Raw genomic sequence first — 21,643 nt, forward strand, 5'->3', positions numbered from 1 at the left:
TCGGTGTCTTAGGTTTCTTAGGTGGTTAAATAATGTTTTTTTCACCACCTGAGAAACCTAAGACACCGAAGGGGCCCCGCAGTAGTATAATGCAAGGGATTAAAAGTCAATCGACCTGCATTTTTTCAATATCCCGCTTCACCGTTCTTGAAGCCGCAAACAACACCACTGCCAGCGCTACCCCCAAAGTCGGAATGATGTACATGGCATGGTGCAACCCAATCGCCTTGAACTGCTCCGACATCTCCATCGCTCCAGCCGCCTGCATGGCTCGCCGGGCATAGTGATCGCTCAAAAGCCCCGTGATGACCGGCCCAAAACTCGCCCCCAGCAAATACATCGCGAAAAAGTACAAGGCCATCGCTGTACCCCGCAAATTGGGCGGAATCACCTCCTGAATCGAAGCATATACCCCAGAGTAATACACAAACATCAACATGATGCCCGTGCCCATCAGCAGCATAAACAATAGCGTAGCTCCCGGCGGCTGATTCAAAGCCAGGTAAATACAAGGCGCCGCCAGCCCACAACAAAGGGCGGAAAGCAACAATTTGGCATCCTTCCGGCGTCGACTCCATCGATCCGCAATCCAGCCCCCACCTAAGAGACCCAGAATACCAACCGCACCCAATACGATCGACGAAATATTAGCCGCTTCTTTCAAACTCATCAAGTGAGTCCGCATCAGGAAGGCGGGCAAAAAAGAGTTAATGGCGTACATATTGAAATTGTGCAAAGCACCCGAAACAATGATCCATAAAATGGTCGGAATGGCGAGCACTTGCCAAAAAGGAGAACGCTGGTTAGGGGATACTTGTAGCGGTTTGTCCTCAGTGGCCCCACGTACCGGCTCTGGCAATTTGAGCGCTAGCAGCCCCAATACCAGCCCAGGAATACAGGCGAAATAAAAAGCGTGTCGCCAGGTATAAGCCGAAGCAATCAATCCACTCAAGCGGTAGCACAAAAAAGTACCCAAGGGCAGGCCCAGCATAAAAATAGACAGTGCCAGGGCCCGACGACGCGGCGGAAACAAATCTCCAATCAATGAATTGGCGGCAGGCGCACAACTGGCCTCCCCTACTCCTACCCCCAATCGGCTCACAAACATCCAGCCAAAACTGGGTGCCAAGCCGGACACCGCCGTAAGAACGCTCCAAATGCTGACTCCTCCGGCCAGGATTTTGCGTCGACTCCAGGTATCGGCCAAACGCCCGAGTGGTAAGCCGACCGCAGCATACATCAGGATGAAGGCAGTGCCCAAGGTGCCCAACAGGGCATCGTTCAAAGCCCATTCCTTGCGGATCAACTCGGCGAGCGCCCCCATGATCTGCCGATCATAAAAGTTCATCAGGTTGATGCCAAAAAGAATCCCTAGCGCGTACCAGGCGCCTTTAGTTGCTTTATCCGTTTGCATACTGATGTAGGTATTAGACTTTATGCAGGATAAAGATTGGAACTTTATTTGGGATTCAGGCCTTCCTCGCCCGGAAATGAATAAACGACGGGAATTTCAAGCGCTCCGCATACGCCCGTGGGTGTTTTTGCTCAAATTCAGCAACCGGTTTGGCCTCTAAAATCCGCTCAATTACCAAACCATTGTTCAATAAAGCATCGGTTATACAACTGAGGCTATGGTAGTAACTGTGCATGGTGATGGGCTCGTCGGTGAAGCCACGCCATTGGCAAAAAACGGACTGGGTTTCAAAATAGTCCTCCAATTTAAAGTAGCCATAGGAAAAGAAAGGATGCTCAGTAGAAAAACAAAACCAGGCTCCGGGCTTTAAAATGCGCTGGAATTCGCCAAAAAGGGCAGAAATATCCTTCACATAAGAAATGGCCAAAGCACTCAATACACCATCAAATTGCTGGTCTTGAAACATACTCAAAGGTTCTTCCAGGTTGCCAACGATGAAACGGCCCTGGTCACCATTGCGAGTCTGGGCGTGTTGAACCATATTTTCGCTGACGTCGATTCCCGTTACCTCAGCCCCTTTTTTCAACAAAATTTCACTATAAATCCCCGGGCCACAGCCTGCATCAAGGATGTTTTGCCCTGCAAGGTCTTCCTCCAACAAAGACAACATGGCTGGGCGGTCGTAGTAGGCGTTGTATTCTTTATTGGGCGCACGGTCGGCATAGGCGGTAGCAAGGGTTTGGTAAGTATCGTAGGCAATGGGGTTGGAAGAAGATGGTATTGACATGATTAATTTTTATTTGATGGGATCATCCTAACGATGCTAGCTTTCAGGATTGTACTGCCAAAACAATTGTTCATCGTTGAGTTGAGCGATGATTTTGTCGCCTAACATTTTGTAGTAAGCAAACTGTTTTTTGACGCTTTCGAGGTACTCTTCATTCATAACATTCATTTGAGTGCATGACAAAATCGGGGTAACGCACCTTGGAGACGCACGGCCGTGCGTCTCTACAATTCGGCATCACTCGTTGTGTTTTACGTTGCCCCGATTTTGTCATGCATAACATTCATTCTAAACTACCGCAACAGCGTCACCTCCCCTCGAACCAGGGCATTGCCCGGCCCCTTATCATCCACGTATGCTATCCGAAACCAATAAATGTATACGCCTTGAGGAGCTTTTCCGCCTCGAATGAATCCATCCCAGCCCGTATTGATATCGGTAGAACGGAAAGCGTAGTTGCCCCAGCGGTCGTACACCTGGATTTCAAATGCAGTTACCTGTACATTTTCGTTGAGGAAAGGCCGGAAAGTTTCGTTGCTGCTGTTGCCATCCGGGGAGAATGCATTGGGGGTGAAGGCTTTAAACACGATACATTCCCGCAGGCTTAAAGTCATCGAATCAGTGTCCATACAGCGCCCGTTGGAAGCGCGCACCCAGTAGGTTCCAGCTAGAGTAGCCGACAAGGACTTACCCGTGCTGCCATCCGACCACAACAATGGGGCGTTGCCGCTACCGCTGGCTTGTAGTACAAATGGTTTGTCATCACAAACGAGGGTATCCGGGCCAAGGTTCACCGTTGGGATGGCATTAAAAGCGACTTTGAGGCTATCACTAAAACGGCAATTCAGCTGCGTCGCCTGGGCCCAATAAGTCCCGGCGCTGCTGACGTTGATTCCCGGGGTACTTGCCCCCGTACTCCAGCGCACTTGGTCAAAGCCCGTCAAGCTACCCAGGGCCAGGGTTTCACCCGTACAAAGGACCGTGTCCTTCCCTAAGTCAAAGCGAGGTAATGGATTGTAGGCGACTCTAATCGAATCTCCAGCCTGACAACGCCCAGCTACAACCTGCGCCGAATACAGTCCCGCCTGATTCACTACAAAAGCCGTATTACTGGATCCGTCCTGCCATTGGGTGGTGGTATTGGGCACTTGTACGGTGAGTCGCAGGGTACTGCCCTCACAAAGGGTGGTATCTGCCGGCAATAAACTTTGCGGCAAATTAACGGCCACAATATTCAGGGTGTCCCGACGCACACAAGCGTTGAGGTCTATTTCAAGCCAATAGGTTCCGGTTTGGCTCAGCATTTTTGCTGCGGTAGCCTGACCATCGTTCCAGCGGTATACGCCACCTGCAACAGTGGGATTCAAATTCAAACTTTCATTGTTGCACAAGGTGGTATCAGTTCCCAACGAAAAGACGGGATAAGGTTTGTAGCCAATTTGCACCGAGTCACTAACGCTACAACGTCCTGAACTGGCCTGCAGAATGTACAAACCCGCGGTAGAAACCACATAAGGATTGGCACTGGAATTGTCTTGCCAAAGCAAAGTGGCGCCTGGAACATTGAATTGATACGTTTTCGTAAGCCCCTCACACAAAGTTGTATCGCGACCCAACAAACCTTTAGGCAAATCGATGAATTGCACCCGAATGCTGTCGCGTTTGCGGCAACCATTCACGGTGACATCAGCCCAAACCACTGCCGATTGGGTTAAATTTCGGGTGGCGGTGGTGTTGCCATTGTTCCAGCGATAGGTGGCATTGGTGGTGGTCGCATTCAAATTGATGTTTTCTCCGGCACAAAGCGTCGTATCTCGACCTAAGCTGAATACGGGCTCAGGTGCAAAGGTGTAAGTTGCCGAGTCACGTTTGGTGCAGCCGTTCAGGGTCACATCCACGTAGTATAAGCCTGTTTGTTTAATGATAATACGGGCAGTTGTAGCGCCGGTACTCCAACGGTAGCTTCCTCCATTGATGGCCAAACTAGGACCGTAGGATTCACCATCACAAAATCCCAGATTTGCTCCTAACTCAAAAGCAGGCCCTGGGCTAAAAGTAAAACGCCTTTGGTCATTGAAGGTACAGCCATTCAAGGTAGCGGTTACGGCGTACAGACCACTTGTTTGCACACTGATGTTGGCATTTGTACTGCTATTGGACCAGCGATAAGTAGTATTTCCTGGAGTACTGACCACTGCCCTTAAGTTGAAAACAGTGCCATCACACAAACTAGTGTCCGGGCCAAGTTCAAAACGTGGCAATGCCTGCATCCGCACATTGACGCTATCCCTTTCCGTACAACCATTGGCGCTTGCCTCCAGCCAATATACGCCATCAGTAGTAGCCCGAAAAGAGGAATTGCTGCTGCCGTCTTGCCAGCGGTAGGCGATATTCCCGAGATTGGAGCGCAGATCAAAACTCCCCCCTTCACAAAAAACGGTATCGCGTCCCAAACTCAAGCCCAAGGCAGGTAAGACAGTGATGTTGATGGAGTCGCGGGCAGTGCATTGTCCATCGTTGACCTCTACCCAAACCAACCCAGCTGTGGTAACCCGCAGCGTTGGTCCACTCGTACTGTCGCTCCACAGGTAAGTGCCTCCTCCTGATTTGGAGGCATCCAGCAATAAAGACTGCCCATCACAAATGCTGGTATCCCGGCCCAAATTAATGGCAGCGGGGCTGATGACCCGAACCTGGGTAGAATCCGAAGCAGTGCAGCCCGACAATTCGACGGTTACTTTGTATTTTCCGGCTTTGCTGGCATTGATACTGGTAGCCGTAGAGCCATCCTGCCAACGATAGGTAGCTCCAACCAGGTTTAGATCGGCGTTTAAGACCAAACCTTGATTGGCACACAAAGTGGTGTCATTGGTTAGATTTGGCGTAAAATCGGCAGCTGGCAACACCCGCACCGTGTCTCGCAGGATACATCCATCGTCATAAGTCACCGCTACGTGGTAAGTACCTGCCTGGGTCACGTTAAAGGTAGCCTTGGTGCTGTTGTCGTTCCAACGGTAGGTTTCGCTCGCACTAAAAGTATTTGCGTCCAGACTTAGGGTATTGTTTTTACAAAAGACTACGTCTTTGCCCAAAATTCCTTCGTCGACGTAGTCGACTGGCGAATCAAAAATCCAGTTTTGGTTGCTGTTGTTGATGTTGGTGCTGTTGGCTCCGGCTAGAAATTGGGTGGAGCCCACCCCACGCTGGTCACGCATTTGTACAAAATCGGCCAGTACTTTGCCGCCGTTCATGATTACGTCAGCCTGGGTACCCTGGGAAGTGGAAAGCAACTCAATGGGATTGCAGTTGTTGCCGATGACCTGGAAATATTCGTTCACCGTTTGGGCCAACGTCGCATCGAGCTGATAGGATTTTCCAGCAGAAAAGATCAGTGAATCAATCACATTTTTACCATATAAAATACCACTATTGTGGAATTCCATCCGGTTGAGGTTTGCGGTATACGGCGCTCGGCCAGTCCGACTCATGTCTCCCTCGGTGCGCCAGGTTGAAGTTCCCTGGGGATTGGAAAACAATACATTGTGAAAAGTGAGGTCATTGGTAATGTAGACGAAGGGGCTGGTATTGGTGAATTCCAGCAGTGAAGTGCCCGCATCCAGTGTAAGGTTGTATCCAAAATAGGCGGTATAGGAAAAATCCGCCCCATTCCCGTTGATGCGCCAATGGCTGCTGCCCATTTTCAAGGTTTGTTTATTCCGAAAGTGGCCCGAGGCATAATAATTGGTGATGGTGACGGGTTTCCCATTGGAATTGAATTCACCTTCGCTGTGAAAAATACCGTAGGCATTCAGGGTGTCCTGCAAAATCCAGGAACCGCTGCCCATTATTTGCAAATTGCCGATAGGGAAACCCAGGGTTTTTAAAGCAAGGTCTTTGTCTTTTGAGCGCAGGGACAAATTGGTACAATAAGCGCCATTTTGGGGTTGAGGCAGATCAACCGAACCAAATGCGTTTAAAATCCACAGGTAAAAAGTAGGATTGTTGCTTACACCTACCCAACTCATGTTCCGGCAATACGCGTGCAAGGTGTAATTGTTGACCCTTTGATTGGGCCCATCGAATGAATTGGCATCAAAAAACACGTTGTCTTTGGCAGTAGGAATACATTCTCCACCGGGCCCACCACTGCTCAAAGACCAGTTGACGGGGTCAACCCACTCTCCATTTCCACCTTTACCGACCCAGTACAAATCCCGGCCAGCAATTTCGTTGATGGTCCAGTCCTTGTTGTTGCCCAAATCTATGGAATTGTTGGCTACGGCGGGCCCGACCCCAATGTGAACGACATCTTTGATCATCAAGCGCCGAACAACCAATGCATTGGTACTTTCCAGGTAGGTTGGCTGTCCCGAGCTGGCGGAACGTAGCTCAATCATTCCCGTACACAAATCGGGCACCAAGATTTCCCTGACCGTTGTAGTATCATCTGCACTCGGCTGAATCACGTTGTTGGTTCTGAGCATTTCCAATACGCCGATGGTATTGCGGCCAGTCAAGTATAAGGAGGTACTACAACGAATAGAATCAGCACTTTGGCGATTGCGATTGTACGTACCGATGCTGCCATCGCCGCCCAAAAACCAAACTTGATTGAAATTTAAGCTGGGGCCTTGTCCTGTATATGATGTTTGTAGAATTCCGTACCAGTTTCTAAATTCAATAGTAGAAGTACCTGCATCCAATACCATACTTTGTGGGTTCATTTCCCAAACCAGGGTATTGTAATTTTGTAGATCCACCCGCCGCAACACCCAATGGCTACGCCCCAGGGTCAGTGTGCGATTCCTCGGGTTTTGTGATAGTACACTACGGGTAAAGAGCAGTTGGTTGTTGGTATTTAAATTACCCTGGATGAAAACAAAATCCAGGAGGGTCGACAAACTATCTGCCAAGCTCCAGTTCCCCGTACCATCCATGATCAGTTGTTTGCGGAAAGTTTTCCCGGCGGAAGTGATCACATTGTCGGAATTGGCCCCTTCGAAATACACATCCCCCTGAAATTCCTGGCGTAAGCTCGGGATAAAGGTGAGTGACCCAAAAACGTGGAGCCCTTTCTCTTCGGAACCATTTAAAGTTGGTGCTCCCGTAGCACCCGTCCAACTCATGTTGCGGCAATAAGCATTTTCAATGTCCACGTTGACACTGAAAGCATTGCCAGAATTGGCATCAAAAAATACATTATCCGCAGCAGTGGGAATACAAGCGCCACCTGCTCCGCCACTGCTGAAAGACCAATGGACTGGGTCACTCCAGTTGCCCGTACCGCCTACCCAATACAGGTTATTGTTGGACTTGGCAAGGATATTCCAGCCACTGTTGTTGCCCAGATCAGCGGCGTTGCGCACCACAAATCTGGCTCCACCGGAAGCTCGTACATCCTTAAGCGAGACAAAATTGCCCGTAATCGAATCGGCAGTCGCTTCAAAGGTAAATTGGGTACCTGAAGTACTGCTAAAAATCTGGATGGGAGAAATACATTGCCCTAGTGCGGTCATTTTTTTGAGTCGATAGGTAAATCCCGACTGGAATTTAAAGTTTTTACCTGGACCCAAAATCAGGTGATCAAAGTTGACCGAACCTTCCACTTCACTATCAGTACGCATTTCCAGCTCTGTCAAATTGATTGTACCACCCATTTCGCTGATGAACCGCCCCTTACCCAGGTTGTTGGAAAAAAGTACGGTACCCAAAGTCAGGTTGCCCGTGCCTGTGGCCCGCAACAAGGGTTTCCCCGAGTTCAGCTCAATGACCGAAGTGCCCGGCACTACACTTACATTGCCGCGTTTGAATTCAACTACCGCCGAATCATACTGGTAAATGTACCGAGAGGCATAAAAAGAGCCTGTGACGGTAATGCGGCTACTGCCCAGATCCAGGGCTACTGCTGCGCCAGGATTAACAAACCAACGTTTACAGGTAATTGCCTGGTTCCCTGTATTCAAATTACCCGCGTTAATCAGCAAGGTCGAATCCATTTGCAAGGGCGACGCTAAAGTCCAGCCTCCGCCTGGCCCATTAAAGGTAACGAGCTGCCGAATGCGATGCCCCGCCATCAGGATGGTTTGTCCCGTAGTATTCGCAAAAAAATTGACCGATCCGCGAAAGGAAAAAACCATGTTGGGGCTAAGCCGCAAAGAGCCATATACGTTGAGCACATATCCGGCTGGAGCTATAAATGTGGGGTTATTGGTCACTGCTTCCCAGTTCATGTCCAAGCAAAAAATCGACTGGTTGTTGGCATTGACCAATTGATTGGGTGCAGTAAAGGAATTGGCGTCAAAAAACACCCGATCGTTGGGGCTGGGTACCACGTTGTGGCGGGTAGCGCCGCCACTGGTAGTCGCCCAATGGCTGATGTCGGACCAGTCGCCGCTGCCCCCCACCCAATAATAGTCAGCAGCACGAGCCGAGTGGGCCAGTAAAAGGATCATGATTGTTAGCAAAAGGGGTCTGAACATGGTCTTTTAGGTTTATGGGTTAACGTACAAAATCGGTGTCAATCTTTTATTTTTTCCTTCGTAATCGTCCCCACCACAGCAGCAAACGATTCAAAAGGCCCATCCACAGGGGTGGCTCTGGCAAAGTTGAAGCTGTTTCGGTTTCTTCAGCGGGCCGGGTTTTGGAAAAATCGTACAAGTCTTCAAAAATCTTGCGCACGTTTTGCTCCACCATACCCCGAAAAGGAATCCGCGCCATCAAGCCGTACAAGGCTGCATTTCCCTTGGCGGTTTCAGCAGGATTGTTTTTTGCAAAGAGGATTGAGGCTTTGAGGTCTTCGATGTAAGTGTCAATCACCGGAATGTTCTGACGCATTACCGTCAGGTGGATGGAATTGGGCAATTGTTGGCGGTCCAACATCCATCCTTTTTGTTCCAGTTGATCGGCCACTACAAAGATATCAGGCTGGTTCTCACGAGTCGTATAGGCGATGATGTTCATCACCGGAGTGCCCAAAATACTGATTTCTGGAATTTCTACCAAAGCTTTTTTAATCTGGTCAGTCGCTTGCATAATTTCCTGCGTAATGCGTAGGTAGCCATCCTGACCCAGTGCTTGCATCGCCGACCAGGTAGCCGCAATAGCCCCACCCGGGCGCGAACCCATTAAAGTGGGCGAGGCATAGATGCCTCCTGGCCAATCCGTGGCGATGTAAAACTGGTATTTCAGGTAGTTCATGTTGCGGTACAAAAGTACTGAGGCACCTTTGGCCCCGTAACCAAATTTGTGGGCATCGGCAGAAACGGAAGTAACGCCCGGCACCCGAAAATCGAATGGCGCAACCGGATACCCCAGTTTTTCCACCCATGGCAACAAAAAACCTCCGATGCAACAATCTACATGAAAAGGTAATTTTTTTTCCAAGGCCAGCGCAGCAATCTCGGCAATGGGATCCAGCGCACCATGCGGGTAGGTGGGCGCAGAGGCAGCAATGAGGATGGTGTTGCGGCTAATGCGTTTGGCCAATTCCAGGGGCTGTGCCCGCATCTCGGCATCAATCGGGGCTTTTTTTATTGTGATATTGAGCATATGGGCCGCCTTTTCAAAAGCGGGGTGGATGCTGTTTGAAACTACAATTTCGGGTGCAGTAATCTGGGGAAACAATTTCCGGGCACGCTCGCGGTAGGTGTACACTGCGAGAAAAATACTCTCGGTGCCTCCCGAAGTCATGGTACCCGTCACCTGTTCATCGCCATTCAACAAACCAGCCGTCATTTGAATGACTTCCAGTTCCATTTTTTTCAAACTTTGAAAAGCAAAAGGATTGAGGTAGTTTTCGGAAAAAAAACTGCTGTAGGCCTGAGTCAGGAGTTCCTGGTGGGCATCATCCACGTAGTAGACCATACTCCAGGCGCGACCTGCTTTCCAGGATATGTCGTTTAAATGTAACTTTGACAATTCATCAAGAATGGTATCTTTATCGCGGCCTTGAGCAGGGATGGAAATTCTTTCGGACATGAAGTATACTATTTTAGCATTCGGAAAAATACAATACCTTCCCTGCATTGCAGGAATAATTGCATGGGCTAGTCAATTTTTTAACCATTGATAATCGCAAGCAAATGAAAAACAAGCAAAAAGCACTCATCGGATTCGCACTATTGAGTCTGGTCACCCTTAGTTGCCAGCCTAAAACAAAAGAAAAAGGAAGCATGGAAACGGAAACCAACAAGGAAATGGCCTACCGCCTGCCAGATCCTAAAAACTTTGACAAAACCCACCAGGATAAAAAAATCGAATTGTTTATCCTCAAAAATGGCCCGATTCAGGCGGCAATTACCAATTACGGTGCCCGGATGGTTGGTCTATTGGTGCCCGACAAAGATGGGCGCGAGGTGGATGTACTGACCGGATACAACAACATCGACGATTACCTCAAGACGGAATCTTACTTTGGCTGCGTAGTGGGGCGTTTTGGCAACCGGATTGCCAAAGGTAAATTCACCCTCAATGGCAAAACTTACACCCTGGCTACCAACAATGGGGTCAATCACCTGCACGGTGGACCCGAAGGTTTTTGCAAAAAAGTATGGGACGCCAAACAAATTGACAGCAGCAGTGTAGAATTCAGCTACTTGTCCAAAGATATGGAGGAAGGTTATCCTGGCAATTTGCAGGTCAAAGTGGTGTACCGCCTAACCGCCGATCGGGGTGTCGAAATCGCGTACAGCGCCACGACTGACAAGCCCACCGTGCTCAACCTCACCAACCACAACTACTGGAACCTGGACGGCGAACGCGACACTAGCATCAACGACCACCTCTTGCAGATTTTTGCTTCCAAATACACTCCGGTGGACTCTACTTTAATTCCTACGGGTGAACTGGCTTCAGTAGAAGGCACTCCTTTTGATTTCCGCAAACCCACTGCCATTGGCGATCGGGTAGATGCGGATCACGACCAGATCAAGTACGGCAAGGGTTATGACCACAACTTTGTACTGGTTCCCCAAAAAGTAGCAGCGGGTGAACTGCCGCTTATTGCCACCGTGCTTGGTCCCAACACCGGGATCAAAATGGAAGTATTGACGGCAGAGCCCGGCATTCAGTTCTATGGTGGCAACTTTTTGACCGGATCTCAGGTTGGCAAGAGTGGTCAGGCTTATGTGTTCCGCTCGGCATTGTGCCTGGAAACCCAACATTTCCCCGATAGCCCAAACCAGCCCAAGTTTCCAACGACTACCTTGAATCCTGGACAAACGTACAGCACGCGGACGGTTTATCGGTTCCCAGCGCAGTAAACTCGCAAAGATTTCGGATTGTAGAGACGCACGGCCGTGCGTCTCTACAATGCGTTGCTAACACAGCCAAAGCGGCATTTTTTTAGCACAAAGGAAAAAAGAGAGGACACAATGGACACAAAGACCGTCCATGTCTAACTTTGTGATCTTTGTGATCTTTGTGATCTTTGTGATCTTTGTGATCTTTGTGATCTTTGTGATCTTTGTGTCTCTTGGTGTTTTCTCTGTGAAAAAAAATGCCGCTTGGGTCATGTGTGAAAAAATGAAACCCATTGTGCCCTTCACAACAAAATTCGAGCTTAATTTGTAAGGTAAACTGTGATGCACTTATTTTGCAGTCCAATCTTGCTTTATGATCTTATACCCCGATTCGTATCTTTTTTCGGAAGAAAATCAACTGGAGCTCAACGGGCAGGTGATCCACCACCAGCATGCCTGGCTGTTGAACATTGGGGACGAAGAACTGGATTTGATGTTTGAAAACGGCTGGCGGCGGGCTGGCAATATCTTTTACCGCTATTCTTACGATACCCACGAAGACATTACGACCGGAGTGGGGCCACTACAGGTACTTCCTCTGCGGATTCCGGTCAACAATTTCACCCTGACCAAAAGCCAGGCCAAGATCTGGCGCAAAAACGAAAACTTCCGCTGGAGCCTGGTCGCTGGACGCCCCACGGATGCCCACCACGAACTTTTCGTCTTGCACCGCGAACGTTTTGAACGCAATGTGCCCGATAGCATTTTTGACTTCATCAGCACGACCCACGAGAGTGTACCTACGCGGGGGCTGATCCTGGATGTTTACGACGGGGAGAAACTGATTGCGACCAGTTTGATCGACCATACGCCCAAGTCGATGTCGAGCATTTACGCCATGTTTCACCCGGATTATGGGGCGCATAGCCTGGGGGTGTACACCATGCTGCTGGAGATTTACAGTTGCCGACAGTTGGAGAAGGCTTATTACTATCCGGGTTTTGCACACCACGAGTCTTCGTTTTATGATTACAAAAAACGGTTCAATGGACTGGAATGGCTGGACTGGAAAGGGACGATGGATTGGTTGCCGTATGAGCGGTTGATGGGGAAGACGGAGAGGGAGTAGGCCAGATGCTACTCTGTTTTATATTTACCAAAGCAACTGTTCGCTTTCCTATTCCATGATCTCTACCTTTCGCACTGTATTCGTCCCATTCTCCAAAGGATGATACATGTCTTCCACCCATACCGGATTGAGTGTAAAACTCCCGGCAAATTGAGGCAGCAATTGTACCCTGAACTGATGATTCCAAGCAGGCAACTCATCACAAAAGATGAGCACCCGATCCGCATGGTATTCGCGGTGGACTTCAAAATGGCTGCGGGCCTCATTTTTGTCAAAATAAGTACACCCAGCAGGAATTGGAATTTCAACCATCACATACTTGGCTGCGCGTTTCACCTGGACGTCGACCTGCAAGCTCACAGGTTCATTGAGTCTCAATACCGCGAGTGGCTGCTGTCCTTGAGCAAACAATTGGGATTTCACTTCGAATGTGTTGTCTTTTCTTTTTTGAGTCGAATCTACCTGGCTGGTATATTGAACATAAGTCAGGTAGGCAGAAGTTGTTTTTTTGTCCAGTTTGATGAAGAAGGTATCCTGCTGCTGTAACTTTAGGCTGATGGTCGTTTGGTCAAGAGCAATTACCCGATGCGAACCAGCCGCTTTTTTTTCAAGCCGGTTCCCAACCCTATCCTTTTTATCCTCCTCCATCAAATCAGGTAAAATGGCTTCGAGAATTTTGGCCACCTCCATGGTGTTGTTCCAGCGGCCACCGTAGCGGTAATTGCCTTCGTGAAAGCCCCGGTTGTCCAGAAAATAACTGCGGATTTTTTTGAGTTCTTCCGCTTTGCCTGCCTTTTTGAGGATAGAATAACCGATTAAGGTATTTTGAGTACTACAATCGGCAACGCGGTAGCCTGCAAAACCAAAGATTTCTCTCCCATCCCAATAAGTACCCAATCGATTGTCTACAACACGCTGGTATTTGAACAAAGTATCTAGAGAATAAGGCAAACCCTGGGCTTGCAGCAGGTATTGGCGCAAGAGTTTTTTGTACAACAAATCTTGTTCCGCAGCCGCTGCTGGCTCTCGTTGGAGTCGGGTCAAGTCAACCTTTACACCAGCCTTAGTCAAGGTTTCCAGAGAAACCAAATAATCTTCTTCCGTCATTTGTGGCAATTGCTTTTGCAAAAACTCGAGTCCTTTTTTCAGTGCTGTGACGGGGTATCCAGCTTGAGCTGCGCGCAGCAGGGCTTTTAAGACATAGTTCGTAGTCCAATACCGCTGTTGCCCACTCACCCACCAGGACCAGCCGCCCTCGGCTTGCTGGCGTCCTTCCAAAATTTCAATGCCTTTGTAGATGTCCTGCTCATCCGCGAATTTTTCGCCCAACATCCCGCGCAGCGATTTTTCCAACAAAAGCGCCGTCAATTTACTGGAGGTCTGCTCGTTGCAGCCAAAATGGTAATTCTTTAAATATTTGATGTCGTCCAGCATGAGTTTTAAAACTCCACCCGGCTCCAGGGTCAGGGTAGCAGTGCGGGTACCCGGAGTGAAGGGCAAAATGATCGTGGTGTCCTGGGTAATTTCGATGAATTGCCCGTAGGGTTTCATCCGACCAATGGGAATGATGGGCAAATCACGGGCTTCACCATCGATGTATTGGCCGGTTTGCAAGCCAAATTCCAGGGTCAGGCTATCCGTTTCAGCTGGTGCAGTGACCACTTGCGTGAGGTTGGCATGAGCCGGGGCAATCCAGTTAGAATCTTGCAGGGTTTGCCCGTTTTGTTTGAACTGAGTATGAATCAAAGTGGGACTGCTGACCAGGTTTATTACTTTGGCATTGAGCTGCACTTGATCGCCAGCGACCAAAAACCTCGGCGTGTACAACTGGGCTTGCAGGGGTTTGAATGCGGCAATGTTTTTCAGACCCAGACCCATTTCCCCATCCTGATCCATACCAATGGCAAAACTTTGCCAGGAAGTGATGTTGTCCGGAAATTTGACGCTGAAGCGAGCTTTACCTTCTGAATCGGTAATGAGCTTGGGTTGCCAGAAGGCGTAGTCGCTGAAATGGGTGCGGATACCTTTGGTAAGGGGATTGAGTAAAGCGCTCGCTTCAAATGAAGGTTTGATTTTTTCAGGCTTGGTTGGCCTGGTCCGATTGGATGATTTTTGCCTGCCCATTGATCGACTGGATACGGTACTAATAGATGCAGTCATCTCCATCTTCTTTTGAACTCCATAACCAACTACAATGACCTCTGACAAAAAATCGGTACTTTCCTGCAAAACAATGTCTCCAGACAGGGGCATTTCAGTCTGGCAAGTTTGAAAATCTCGGGTGACATAACCAACAAAGCTGATTTGAATTTGATGGTTTGCAAAACCTGCCATGTTCAAAGCAAAATACCCGTCTATATCGCTGACGGCCCCTTGGTTAGTCTGCTTAATGAGTATAGTCGTTCCTATTAATGGGTCTCGATTTTCATCAACCATTCGCCCCCTCAACATCCCATCAGTCCCGGTCTGCAAACAAAAATCGTCCACCTCTCTTTCACTGCCAGGCTGCACGATTCTAAACCCGCTGAGGTTATAGGCTTCCTGAACCGTGTGATCAATTAAAGGAATGGTGTAGGGGTCAAAAAAACTCGGTATCTGATCTACCCAAACATTGTTGCGGTTAAAATGGTAGGGTTCCGGCATTTTTAAGTCCTTAATGTCCTTTCCCACGAGTGGAAATTCAAAAACCTTCTTCCGATAATAAGGCTGAACGAACTGGATGGTGCTCCCAGGTGTAAATGGGCCGAGCAAGCCTGTACTGAACTTGCGGGAGTAAGAATGGCCAAAATTGTCCCAAGCATACCCTCCTCCTATTTCAGAAGTCAGCAGCATGCTTTGGGCCAGCAATTCTTTTTCCGCATTGACCAAGGTATCTGGCATTGGGGAAAAGTTAATCTTGTGGGCCGCCGAGTTTTTAAAATTGAGCGCATCAACGATCAAATTGAGTCTATTACCTCGCTCAAGGTAGATGCTATCCAGCTCATACCTCCCCTCTTTGGTGCGCACCCCAATCGACTTGTAGCCCGGCGTACTGCAAAAATGATAATTGGCACTTCCCGCACTGCCCCCAAAATAGGTCAAGGTATCATTTACATAAACCATCAACACTGGCTGGACTTTGCCCTGTTTGACCACAAAAGGAGCAAAAAAGGCATTTTGCTGGTAAAACCAGGTGGCGTCCAGGGGAATGGCGTCGCTTAAAAATCCATTTTCAACAAATCGGTAACTGTAATAACTATCTGAATGCAGGGATTCTAGTTTTTTATAAAAGCTCAAATCCAATGGTTGTCGCCATTCTTTTTTCGATGGAACAACCTGAACATCCCAATAAGCAAGTGGCAGTTCCTGGTCGGTAGTAAGCGCCAATGGGCTATGTGGCAAGTCGTCGGCAAATTGCGCATTGATTGCCCCGGCAGTAATGTCCACTCCAGCTACTGCTCTACCCCGCTCATCCCGCACGCTGAGCTGCAAATCCAGGTTTTGGCCCGGATAAATCTGTTCAGGAGCGATCCACTCCATTTGCAGCTGCTGTTTTTGATAAGGAATCAGCCGATCCTGAACTTGTAGTTTTGAACCCCACCAATACTGATAATGCAGGTATAAATCCTGATGTCTTTTATCCTGTTGAGTCCAACGAAATAGGGTATCCTGGGTCCAACCCTCCTGGATTGTTTGTCCTTTGTATCCGATTTGGTACCAAATCGAGACGCCCAGGGGATTGTGTAAAGTAATGGATTGTTTGTTTTTCAAATTCCGGTAAGTCAAAACCAGTTGATCGGCAACTGCATCTAGTTCCTCATTTTGCAGATTCAAATAAGTTACTGGTTTTTCAAAACCGGCGCTGTAGGCTTGCACTTCGGGGTTGATGGGAACAATCAGGGGTTCTTGCCCCGCATACAACAATTGTCGTCCCCAATCGTACTCTGCCCACAACTGATAGGGTTGGCCATAAGCATGGGCATGGAGTTTTGAGTTGTCAACATACAGGTCAATGGCCACGGGATTGTACCAAAAGGAAATTTCTTTGGTTTGAAGCGCTTCACCTGGGCGGGAGAAACTTGCCCGCACTTTAATCAGACTAGGGGTTTTGGGCAGTACCTCCGCAGGAATCTCAATTTCAAGTTCGCCCGCCTCGCCTAATTTGCTTTGGTAGTCCCAAAATGGATTTACCGTTTTCCCATATGACTGGCAGCCAAGACGAACATCTGCATCTGGCACCGCGATGTTGTACACGGTTTGAGCCACCAGGTTCAACTTGATTTTTTCACCTGCGTGAAATTTGTCTTTTTCCACGAAGAGGTTATACTGAACTTCATTCAATTGATAATCTTCCAGGTGAAAAGTATGGATTAAAGCTTGTCTGATGTTTTTGTCCAAAGCTTTGGCCGACAAAGTATAGGTTTGATCCAAAGCTAAAGTGTCAGACAAAGGAAGTTCAAAGGAAAAAGCGCCCCGCTCAACTGAAACCAGGGTATCCCACCAAAGTTTCGTGGTTTTTAATTCTACCAGAAGTTTGCCTGAATAAGGCTTTCCATTCGGCTTAGCTGCGTAAATTTTTGCCTTCAAGGTATCCCGGTGGCGAAAAACGGGTTTGCAAAAAGCGATGTAACCCCGCAAGGCTAGGGCAGACTGTTCTCTGGATGGAGCAGCAACGGGCTTGGGTGGAGTTACTTTGTTGGTACTGAATTGATAGTAAAAAGTATGCTCACCCAGGGTTACACTCAAGGTGCCGCGGGCTGGCATCAAATTGGGTCGCCGATAAAGGTTGAGGCCAGCTTCAAAAGGCAATGACACCCCATCTAAAGCTACTTTAGCAGATTTGATTATTTTGCCATGAGCATCGATGATTTGGACGCTCAAGTGTGGCCCGATGGCCATTGCTCTTACTGTAAAATTCGCTTTAGCCTGCAAAGAAAGCTGGATTTCCTCCGCTTTGTTCTGCACCAACAAGTGATGCTGAATGGGTATGTTATCAAAACTTGCCACAGGCAATGGCTGCCCCATCATGGAAGTATCCAACCATTTGCCCAGAAACAATTGCCTGGCCACCTGAGGGCTCAGGTTGTAATGCCATTCCTGCGTTTTTTGGGCAAATAAGATCAAGCTGTTGAATTGCAAAAGAATACCGAGTGCTAGATAGAGTTGTTTCATAAATGGAGTGTTTCAGCATGAGATGCAACACTCACAATAATTACATAACAATAGTGACGCTTTTTATAAATTAAGTTTCAGTGCTTGTGTCTAAGGTGATTCTTAGGTGTCTAAGGTTTCTTAGGTGGTGAAAAAAATGGCATACTTCACCACCTAAGAAACCTTAGACACCCAGAAACACCTCAGCAATGGTGCATCAATCGATTTACCCCTTTTTCACAATGGAAGCCACCTTCTCTCCTATCAACTCAATCGACCGCAACAACTTACTCTGTGGCAAAGCGGCATTGTCCATTTGAAAAGTCAAGCGGGACACTCCACCGAGGGCCTCGCTGTGGCGCAGGATTTTTTCCGCTACCTCCTCTGGGCTGCCCACCAACAAAGCGCCGTGGTGACCAGTTTGCACTTCAAACTGTGGCCGGGTCACGGGCGGCCAGCCGCGTTCTTTACCAATACGCGTGAATACCTCCGCGTAACCGGGGAAAAACTCGTCGCGGGCCTCTTTGCTCGTTTCGCCAACGTAGCCTAGGGAGTGTAGTCCCACCTTTAAGTCTTCAGGTTTGAACCCAGCCGCCGCCCCGGCCTGCCGATACAGGTCGACCAAGGGGCGAAAACGCCGGGTTTCCCCACCAATGATGGCCACCATCAAAGGCAAACCCAAAGTACCTGCCCGAATAAAGGACTGCGGCGTGCCACCTACGCCCAACCAAATGGGCAGCTTGGGCTGTACGGGGCGTGGGTAAATTTCCGCCTCCTCCAATGCTGGCCGGAATTTCCCTTTCCAACTCACCACCTCATTGTCGCGGATGTGCAGCAGCAGGTTTAATTTTTCGGCAAAAAGGGCATCGTAATCCTGGAGGCTGAAGCCAAAGAGTGGATAAGCCTCGATGAAGGAGCCCCGGCCCGCTACAATCTCGGCCCGGCCTTTGGAGATGATGTCGAGACTGGCAAAATTTTGGAATACCCGCACCGGGTCTGCCGCACTCAATACGGTGACCGCGCTCGTCAAACGAATGCGCTGGGTCATCGCCGCTGCCGCGGATAGGATAGTAATGGGCGCTGAGTCCAAAAACTCCTTGCGGTGGTGCTCACCGATGCCAAATATGTCGAGCCCGACCTGATCGGCGCGTTGCACACGTTCCAGCAGGTCGGCCATGGCCTGCATGTTTTTGTTGGGGTCGCTGGCCGAGCCGCTAAAGTGGGCGGCGGCAAAACTGTCAATGCCTATTTCCATGTTGTGGTGTCCTGGTTTGTGTAGAGATAAAATGAGATGAGGGCGGATTTAGTTGATGGGGATGGGTGGGAAAACTGCTGCGCAGAGCGTTTTTTCACCAATGAAGGGACCACAGACACTAAAGAGGCAGAAAAGCAATTGTTGAGGTTTTTTGCAAACAAAAAATAGCAAGAGAAAATTGGCGGAGTAAAAATTTACTTAGAGAACACAAAATTGAACATGGCTTGATCAACGGGAAGCTTTTCGACTTTGCCAAAGCGGCATTTTATGATTATCACAAAGAAGAAAAAAGAGGACACAAAGTGCACAAAGTTAGACGTTGACAGCGCTTCGCTTTGTGTCCTTTGTGCCCTCTTTTTTTACCTTTGTGCTAATTAAAATGCCGCTTTGGGCTCAATCTTTGGGAAACATCTCCTCTTCTAAATCCGCAACGCCATCATCAAATAAAACCTGATCATCGTTTTATCCACCCCATTCACCGCCGTAAAATACTCCCCAGCTTGAAACGCCGAGGTGGAAAACTGAAAGTTCAGGTTGTGATTGTAATAATAGTTGAGGTACCAATCACCACCTATCCCAATGAATTTATTGCTCGTGTTGAGTCGATTCAAATTTTCAAGGGTAATCACGCCACTGGAGCGATCTTTTGACTCCAGGACTTGTGCAATTACTCCGTGCACCCCAGTGGACAGCAGCCTGCCCAACTTCCAATCCAGGTGCAAGGTTGCAGCCTGCACATTTGAGCCTTTAAAAGCATCGATGTACCCAAAGCGCCGATGTTCGTTTTGCCACAACACATTGTAGGATTTCAGCTCATTGTCGGCAGTGTTGTCGTCGCCACTGGCGCGGTAGTAGGCCAGGCTCGCGTTGAGTTTGCCATCTGTGGAAGTATAGCCTGCGCTCAATTCCGCGGCGTAGGCATTGAGGGTTCCGGTGAGGTTTTCATTGAGAATCCCTTTAGCCGTACCAGTTTGCAGGATAAATTCGGCGGAATATTTGAAGTTGCCCAGCTGGCCGAAGGCGCGCACATCAGGCATAAACACCGAGGTGCGCCAGCCGCTGTTGTATTGATCGATGATAAAAGGCAGGTTGGCATCAATATTCAGCGCCTTGGAGACATTGAAGGTATTGAACGTAGCCAGGAAAATGGGGTGATTCCAGTCGAAGTTCGCGGCCTCTGGAGCAGGTTGGTAAAGCTGTACCCACATCAGATCGCTGGTCACCCGTTTTCTTTTGTAGCGCAGCCGGACACTTTCAAAACTCCGGCCTTTGATGAAATCATCGTCGCCTACCAGGATTTCGCTGCCGTATTTGCCCAGCGACATGCGGCCAAAACGCAGGGCCAGCCGACCATTGCGGTCCAATTTTTTCAGGTCGACGTAGCCTTCATACATCGTCAGGTTCGGATCCAGCGGGCCCAAACTGCGGGTGTAAAGGCCGTAGGATTGTAAGCTAAAAACCATGTCTACGTTTTTAGGCAGGGAAAGTTTGGCCCCAAAATCGCCGCGCAGGTAAAAATTGAGGTGCCCGGTGTCCACGGCCAAACCCGCACCCTTGTAGTTCAGCGTGCCTTCGGGCAAAAAGAAAAAATTGACCTGCGGGGTAAATTGGAGCTTGTTGGTGGAAAGGATAGCCGGAGTCGTCGCCGCAGTGGTATCCTTCGGCAGGTATTGAATGATGCCATCGGCGGGTAGGATGGAATGGGCGGCTTCATTGGGGTTTTGGGCGTATAGGGATATGGAAATTTGCAGTAGTCCGAGAGCTAAGAGGCAAATTTTCCAGGCTTCACTTGTACCTTTTACCAAGTTATTGTGAAGCGCCTGGCGCAGTGTGATCAACAGGAAAATGGGTTTCATGGTGCGTTGTGTTTGGTGCGATTAATCCTGCAAAGATCAGTATGCGACAGATCAAAAACATCCTCCAAAAGGGGGAGATCCATAAAATACCGCAGAAGGAGGAGTTACTTAAAAATCAACAACTTATCGCCCACTCCCCCGCTCTTCAAATTCATCCATACTTTGGACATAATGCGGCTTGATGCGGTACAAAAGGAAATATTCAAACAGCAAGAGGTGGCTCAGCAATAGAACCAAAGAGAACAACAACCACGTATCCTGCTCCAACAGTACAATCAGCATAACAAACACCCCCTGCACAAAAATGGAATACCCTGCCCACCTGTAGTATTTTTTGGTCAGTTCCCCGTGCCGGATGGCGTTCTTTTTGCTCATGATGTTGGCAAACAAATCCACATCCAGGCGCCAGGCAGCGGCCAAATAAGGGAAAGAACCCGACATCAGAAAAATGGCAAAGCCAATGGTCCAGTCCTCCATCCTCATATCGGACAATGATGTTTTAATGGTCAAATAAGAAATGAGCACGAACTGTGCAACACCGACCAAAAAGGGCACCAGGGTATCAATAATGTTGGGAAACCAGCGCAGGAAAAAAATGCTGATGGCATAATGGTGCCAGATGGTAAAAATGATCAGCAGCATCAACAGAATGGGCAACAAATGGATGTCCAACCAGGGCTGTTCAGCGACCTCGACATAGGTCAAAAAAATGGGCACCAGTTGGGACAAGGCAATGCCTTGAAGTAAAGAAATGACCGCGAGGTAGATGTTGGGGAAATAGTCGGCGATGAGGTCGGATTTATTGGACATCGATAGGGTTTTTAGGTGTGGTG

The 21,643-nt window shown here is 48.7% G+C and carries 10 protein-coding genes and 1 pseudogene; 2 read left to right on the forward strand and 9 right to left on the reverse strand.

Features of this window, described 5'->3' with window-relative positions; all coding sequences use genetic code 11:
* Positions 1–106 precede the first annotated feature (106 nt).
* From ACEW9O_RS27770 to ACEW9O_RS27790, 5 genes and pseudogenes are all read right to left on the reverse strand, one after another.
* Positions 107–1,414, reverse strand: coding sequence for a spinster family MFS transporter (locus tag ACEW9O_RS27770; protein WP_373553496.1), 1,308 nt, complete (start codon positions 1,412–1,414; stop codon positions 107–109).
* A gap of 55 nt (positions 1,415–1,469) precedes the next feature.
* Positions 1,470–2,201 carry a class I SAM-dependent methyltransferase gene (locus tag ACEW9O_RS27775; RefSeq protein WP_373553497.1) on the reverse strand — a complete coding sequence of 244 codons (732 nt, stop codon included), beginning with the start codon at positions 2,199–2,201 and terminating at the stop codon, positions 1,470–1,472.
* A gap of 39 nt (positions 2,202–2,240) precedes the next feature.
* Positions 2,241–2,360, reverse strand: a pseudogene (locus tag ACEW9O_RS27780) (DUF1572 family protein); the annotation flags it as partial.
* 134 nt (positions 2,361–2,494) lie between these two features.
* A complete protein-coding gene (locus ACEW9O_RS27785) occupies positions 2,495–8,653 on the reverse strand; it encodes a T9SS type B sorting domain-containing protein (protein ID WP_373553498.1) in 6,159 nt (2,052 codons plus the stop codon).
* 73 nt (positions 8,654–8,726) lie between these two features.
* Positions 8,727–10,178, reverse strand: coding sequence for an aspartate aminotransferase family protein (locus ACEW9O_RS27790; protein ID WP_373553499.1), 1,452 nt, complete (start codon positions 10,176–10,178; stop codon positions 8,727–8,729).
* Between the two features lie 104 nt (positions 10,179–10,282).
* On the opposite strand from ACEW9O_RS27790, the gene ACEW9O_RS27795 reads away from it, so the two are divergent.
* A complete protein-coding gene (locus tag ACEW9O_RS27795) occupies positions 10,283–11,461 on the forward strand; it encodes an aldose epimerase family protein (RefSeq protein ID WP_373553500.1) in 1,179 nt (392 codons plus the stop codon).
* A gap of 352 nt (positions 11,462–11,813) precedes the next feature.
* On the forward strand, positions 11,814–12,569 hold the full coding sequence (locus ACEW9O_RS27800; protein WP_373553501.1) for an arginine-tRNA-protein transferase: 756 nt from the start codon (positions 11,814–11,816) through the stop codon (positions 12,567–12,569).
* A gap of 48 nt (positions 12,570–12,617) precedes the next feature.
* Here the strand turns inward: ACEW9O_RS27800 and ACEW9O_RS27805 are convergent, their stop codons facing one another.
* From ACEW9O_RS27805 to ACEW9O_RS27820, 4 genes are all read right to left on the reverse strand, one after another.
* Entirely contained in the window at positions 12,618–17,720 is a 5,103-nt protein-coding gene (locus ACEW9O_RS27805; protein ID WP_373553502.1) for an alpha-2-macroglobulin family protein, read from the reverse strand.
* A gap of 205 nt (positions 17,721–17,925) precedes the next feature.
* Entirely contained in the window at positions 17,926–18,954 is a 1,029-nt protein-coding gene (locus tag ACEW9O_RS27810; RefSeq protein WP_373553503.1) for an LLM class flavin-dependent oxidoreductase, read from the reverse strand.
* Positions 18,955–19,373: 419 nt separating this feature from the next.
* Entirely contained in the window at positions 19,374–20,810 is a 1,437-nt protein-coding gene (locus ACEW9O_RS27815) for an alginate export family protein (protein WP_373553504.1), read from the reverse strand.
* Between the two features lie 123 nt (positions 20,811–20,933).
* Complete coding sequence (locus ACEW9O_RS27820) at positions 20,934–21,620, reverse strand: hypothetical protein (protein ID WP_373553505.1); 687 nt, start codon at positions 21,618–21,620, stop codon at positions 20,934–20,936.
* Positions 21,621–21,643: the final 23 nt, after the last annotated feature.

It is taken from the genome of Haliscomenobacter sp. (assembly GCF_041740695.1).
GTDB lineage: Bacteria > Bacteroidota > Bacteroidia > Chitinophagales > Saprospiraceae > Haliscomenobacter.